Annotated in this window: 4 protein-coding genes; 1 reads left to right on the top strand and 3 read right to left on the bottom strand. The window is 63.3% G+C overall.

The annotated features are described in order from the left end of the window. From NEI07_RS10485 to msrB, 3 genes are all read right to left on the bottom strand, one after another. A partial coding sequence (locus tag NEI07_RS10485; protein ID WP_256034431.1) for an aminotransferase class V-fold PLP-dependent enzyme occupies positions 1-1190 on the bottom strand: 1190 nt, incomplete at its 3' end. A gap of 63 nt (positions 1191-1253) precedes the next feature. Then, positions 1254-2987: a formate--tetrahydrofolate ligase gene (locus tag NEI07_RS10480; protein WP_256034429.1), complete on the bottom strand. Its 1734-nt coding sequence runs from the start codon at positions 2985-2987 to the stop codon at positions 1254-1256. 684 nt (positions 2988-3671) lie between these two features. After that, positions 3672-4073 carry a peptide-methionine (R)-S-oxide reductase MsrB gene (msrB, locus tag NEI07_RS10475; RefSeq protein WP_256034428.1) on the bottom strand — a complete coding sequence of 134 codons (402 nt, stop codon included), beginning with the start codon at positions 4071-4073 and terminating at the stop codon, positions 3672-3674. A gap of 119 nt (positions 4074-4192) precedes the next feature. Here msrB and NEI07_RS10470 point away from each other — a divergent pair. Next, the coding region (locus NEI07_RS10470; protein WP_256034426.1) for a phytoene desaturase family protein at positions 4193-5408 on the top strand (1216 nt) is incomplete at its 3' end.

Here is a 5408-nt window from a genome sequence, read left to right as displayed (position 1 = left end):
ATCTTGAGCAGCGGATTGGCGCGATAGACCGCCTGCGCCGCCGCCGCGCCCGAACCGGGAGTCACGGGAATGCCGACGTCCTGCATGGCCATCTCCGCGCCGCCGATGGCGCCAAGCAGCATGAGTTCGTTGAGGTCGCCGAGATGGCCGATGCGGAACACCTTGCCCGCGACTTCGGACAGACCGGCGCCGAGCGCGAGATTGTAGCGCTTGTAGGCGATCTCGATGACCTTGGCGGCGTTATAGCCTTCCGGCACGACGATCGCTGTGACGGTGTCGGAGTTCCACTTCGGCTCCTTGGCGCAGCACTTGAGGCCCCAAGCGGAGACGGCCGCGCGAACGCCCTCGGCGAGATGATGGTGCCGCTTGTAGACCTGATCGAGGCCCTCCTCGAACAGGATCGAGAGCGATTCCTTAAGGCCGTAGAGCAGCGGCACGGAGGGCGTATAAGGGAAATAGCCGTTCGCGTTCTGGGAAATCATGTCCTGGAACTCGAAATAGGCGCGGCGCCCCTTGTTGGACTTGCCGGCGTCGACGGCCTTCTGGCTCGCCGCCATCAGCAGCAGACCGGCCGGCAGCATGAAGCCCTTCTGCGAGCCCGACACGATCACGTCGACGCCCCACTCGTCCATTTTGAACTCGAGCGACGCGACTGAGGACACGCCATCGACGAAGAGCAACGCCGGGTGCTTGGCGTTGTCCATCGCGCGGCGCACCGCGGCGATGTCGGAGGTCACGCCCGTCGCCGTCTCGTTATGCGTCGCGAGAACCGCCTTGATCTCGTGATTCTTGTCGGCCTTCAGCGTCTCTTCGATCAGCTCCGGATCATTGCCGGTGCCCCATTCGCGCTCCTGCACGACGACGTCGAGGCCATGACGCTTACAAAGATCGATCCACAGATGGGAGAACTGGCCGAAGCGCTGCGCCAGAACCTTGTCGCCGGGCGACAGCGTGTTGGTGATCGCGGCTTCCCAGCCGCCGGTGCCGGACGCCGGGAAAATGAAGGCATGGCCCTTTTCCGTGCCGAAGACCTTCTTCAGGCCCGGGAAGAGCGGCTTGACGAGGTCAGGGAACGTCGGCGAGCGATGGTCTTCGGACGCGACCGACATGGCGCGCACGATGCGGTCGGGCAGATTGGTCGGGCCCGGCACAAACAGGAAGTTCTTGCCGGGAATTCTGGAATTCAACATTTCTCAAGCTCCTTTCGAGCGGCGGGTTTCAGAGGGCGCGGCGGCGACGACGCCGGGAACGCGCTAGAACAGGCCGGCGATGCGGCCGGAGTCGTCAACGTAGATGTTGTTGGCGGCTGGGACCTTCGGCAGTCCTGGCATCGTCATGATGTCGCCGCACACCACCACGATGAACTCGGCGCCCGCGGAGAGACGCAATTCGCGGATCGGGATCGTGAAGGCCGAAGGCGCGCCTTTGGCGTTTGGATCCGTCGAGAAACTATATTGCGTTTTGGCGATGCAGACCGGGAAATTGCCGAAGCCTTCCTTCTCCAGTTCGGCAAAGCGCGCCTTGATGCTCGAATCATAAGAGATATCGGCGGCGCCGTAGAGCTCCTTGGCGATCGTGCGCACCTTCTCGGCAAGCGGCATGTCGTCCGGATAGAGCGGCTTGAAGTTCGAGGGCTGCGTCTCGATGGTGTTGACGACCGCTCTGGCGAGATCCGCCGCGCCGGCGCCGCCGGAGCCCCAGTTGTCGGCGACGACGCATTCGACGCCTTCCGCCTTGCAGAGCTTGTCGAGCGCCGCCATCTCGGCCGCGGTGTCGGATGAGAACTTGTTGATCGAAACGAGCACCGGCACGCCGAATTTGCGGACATTGCCGATATGGCGCTTCAGATTCTCGAAGCCCTTCTCGACCGCGGCGACATTCTCGGCCTTCAGATCGTCCTTGGCGACGCCGCCATGCATCTTGAGCGCGCGAATCGTCGCGACGATCACCGTGATGTCGGGCTTGAGGCCCGCCTTGCGGCATTTGATGTCGAAGAACTTCTCCGCGCCGAGATCGGCGCCGAAGCCCGCCTCCGTCACGACGTAATCGGCGAGCTTCAGGCCGGCCTTCGTAGCGATCACCGAATTGCAGCCATGCGCGATATTGGCGAAAGGTCCGCCGTGGATGATGGCCGGGTTGTTCTCCAACGTCTGCACGAGATTGGGCGCGATCGCGTCCTTGAGCAGCGCGGCCATGGAGCCCGCCGCCTTCACTTCCGAGGCGCGCACGCTTTTCTTTTCACGGGTCTGGCCGACGATAATGTCGCCGAGCCGCCGCTGCAGATCGGCGAAGTCCGAGGCGAGGCAAAAGATCGCCATCACTTCCGAAGCGACGGTGATGTCGAATCCATCCTCGCGGGCGAAGCCGTTCGAGACGCCGCCGAGAGACGACACGATCGAGCGCAATGCGCGGTCGTTCATGTCGACGACGCGCCGCCATGCGACGCGGCGCGAGTCGATCTTGGGCTCGCCGCCCCAATAGATGTGATTGTCGATCAGCGCCGCGAGTAGATTGTTCGCCGCGCCGATGGCGTGGAAGTCGCCGGTGAAGTGGAGGTTGATGTCCTCCATCGGCACGACCTGCGCATAGCCGCCGCCGGCGGCGCCGCCCTTAACGCCGAAACAGGGGCCGAGCGAGGGCTCGCGCAAACAGCACAGCGCCTTTTTGCCGATGTGATTGAGGCCGTCCGTGAGACCAACGGTCGTCGTCGTCTTGCCTTCGCCGGCAGGTGTCGGCGTAATGGCCGTGACGAGGATCAGCTTGCCATCGGCCTGGCTGTCGAGCGAGGAGATATAATCGAGGGAGATCTTGCCCTTGTAGTGGCCGTAGGGCTGCACATGTTCGGCCGGGATGCCGAGCTTGTCGCGCGCGACGTCGATGATGGGCCGCATCTTGGCGGCCTGCGAAATCTCGATGTCGGACTTCGGCGCAAGATGCTGATTGTCCTTTCCGCTCGCGCCCGGCGCGGCGGTTGACCGTTCTGACATGCAGTCCACTCCCTATCAGGCCTGCGTCGCACAAGCCCACAATTCGTTTTTTTCGGTCATCGAGAACCGAGCGTCGGCGCCGCCGATCCCGCTCCCGGCCGACCGGGCTGAAATCCTGCCGATGCAGGCTGCAGCCTTTTTTGCGACCGTAGTTTTCTCCAATTCGCGCATCAAGGCCCGCGGTTCGCCGCAACGAGCCGACGCGCGCCTGAATCCGCTTACTGAAAATTCATTGGCGGACACCTCGTATGACGGGAATCAAAATTGATCGTCAAGCCGGCAGAGCCGCCAATGGCGTGACGACGTCACCGGCGCCGCGACGCGGCTCCCGCTCGCGCGACACACGCGCGAGGCAAATCGCTTATTCGACAAGCCGGGCCGGCCGCCTATCCTCCCCCTACCCAACAGAACAGGATGAGGCAGGCTGTGTGCGCATCGGTCAATGCGCGCATTCGCTCAAGAATTGTGAAGTTTCCTACACGGCCGAAAAGCTGATGCGACGGGTCTGGACAGGCTCGCCGCTTGCGCTGGGGAGAAACCGAGCCCCATCCTTACCTATCCGAAGAAACCGCAAGCCGGCAGGCGCTGCATTCGTTGCGACATCCTTAGAAAAAATTTTGTCGCAGTCAGCGTCGCAGCCTTGACTCTATCGGGCGATCACAAAGGCCGATCGTCTTTTGACGCCTAATCGGGCTGAAAATCGAGCGCGACGCCATTGATGCAATAGCGCAGGCCGGTCGGCGGCGGGCCATCGTTGAAGACATGCCCGAGATGCGAGCCGCATCGGCTGCAATGCACTTCCGTGCGCACCATGCCATAGCTGCGATCGACGGTCGAGCCGAGCGCGCCGGGAAGCGGATCGAAGAAACTCGGCCAGCCGGTGCCGCTCTCGAACTTCTCACCCGAGCGAAGCAACGGCTGGCCGCAGCCAGCGCAGTTGAACGCGCCGCGACGCTTTTCATGATTGAGCGCGCAGCTTCCCGGGCGTTCGGTGCCATGCCCGCGCATGACCTCATATTGCTCGGGCGTGAGAAGCGCGCGCCATTCGGCGTCGGTGTGGGTTACAGGAAAGCTCTCATCGGCCATCGCCAGCGCCTTGTCTGAAATTCTTGGGCTTGGGTCCTATCTTGTGTCAGCCGCCGCCTTTCGCCAGAGGGGCGTGGCGGGATAGAGTGGCGATCTTTCAGCGGCAAAGACGATTCGGAATGAGCGACAAGAAATTCGACGCCGTGGTGATCGGCTCGGGACTGGGCGGATTGACGGCGGGCGCGCTGCTTGCGCATGCCGGCTACAGCGTCTGCCTGTTAGAGCGCAATTTCAGCCTGGGCGGCGCGGCGTCGGTCTACAAGGTCGGTTCGCTGACCGTCGAAGCCTCGCTTCACCAGACCTCCGACGCGCGCAACCCCCGCGACGTGAAGCACGACATCCTGCGCCGCCTGGGGATTCTCGACGAAATCGAATGGCTTCCCACCGGCGCGCTCTATACCGTGCGCGGCGGGCCGGTGGGCGACGCCTTCGAACTGCCTTTCGGCTTTGCCGCCGCCTATGAGGCGCTCGCCGCCCGCTTCCCCGACAAACGCGCCGCGATCCAAAGATTTCTCGGCGAAGTCGAGCAGATTCACGATGCGCTATGGACCTTGAAACAGGCCCGCGAGGAAAGCTCCTTCGCCAAATTGGCGCGCGGACTTTGGGAAGTCGCGCCGGCCGCCGCCGGCTGGCAGAATTCATTGCACGAGATCATGGAGCGCGATTTCGCCGGCTGCGAAGCCTTGAAATGCGCGCTGGGCGCGAATCTCGCCTATTACGGCGACGACCCGCGTGGGCTGTGGTGGATTTTCTACGCGCTCGCTCAGGGCGGCTATATCGCGTCCGGCGGCGCCTATATCAAAGGCGGCTCCCGTCAATTGAGCCTGAAGCTCGCCAAATGCATCACCAAGAGCTGCGGCGTCGTGCGCATGGGCCGGCAGGTCAGCGCCATCGAGACGGATGCAGACGGCAATGTGGTCGCCATCCGCCATGTCGCGCGGCGCGCCGGCGACAGCGAGGAACGCATTGAAGCGCGCGTGGCGATGGCGAATTGCGCGCCTTCGGAGGCGGCGGCGATGATGGACGCGCCGGCGCGCGCGAAAATGGAGGAGGCCTTCGGGTCCCGGCGGCTTTCGACCTCGCTGTTTTCAGCCAATTTCGGCCTGAGCGCGAAACCCTCCACGGTCGGACTGACGAATTTCACGACCATCGTTATGCCGCCTGACATGCGGCGCTTCGATCAATATGGCGATGGCGCCGGCGCGATGGCGGAAGATCCCAAGGGGGCGTTGCCCCTGCATACGATTGCCAATTTCACCGCGGTCGACTCAGGTCTTTGGGACGAGCCGCCGATCCTCGTCAGCGTGCTAGGGCTCGATCGCCTCGACAATTGGC

This window comes from Methylocystis suflitae, from assembly GCF_024448135.1.
GTDB lineage: Bacteria > Pseudomonadota > Alphaproteobacteria > Rhizobiales > Beijerinckiaceae > Methylocystis > Methylocystis suflitae.
The sequence above is the reverse complement of the archived record's forward strand: the minus strand, read 5'-3'. Positions and strand labels throughout refer to the sequence as shown.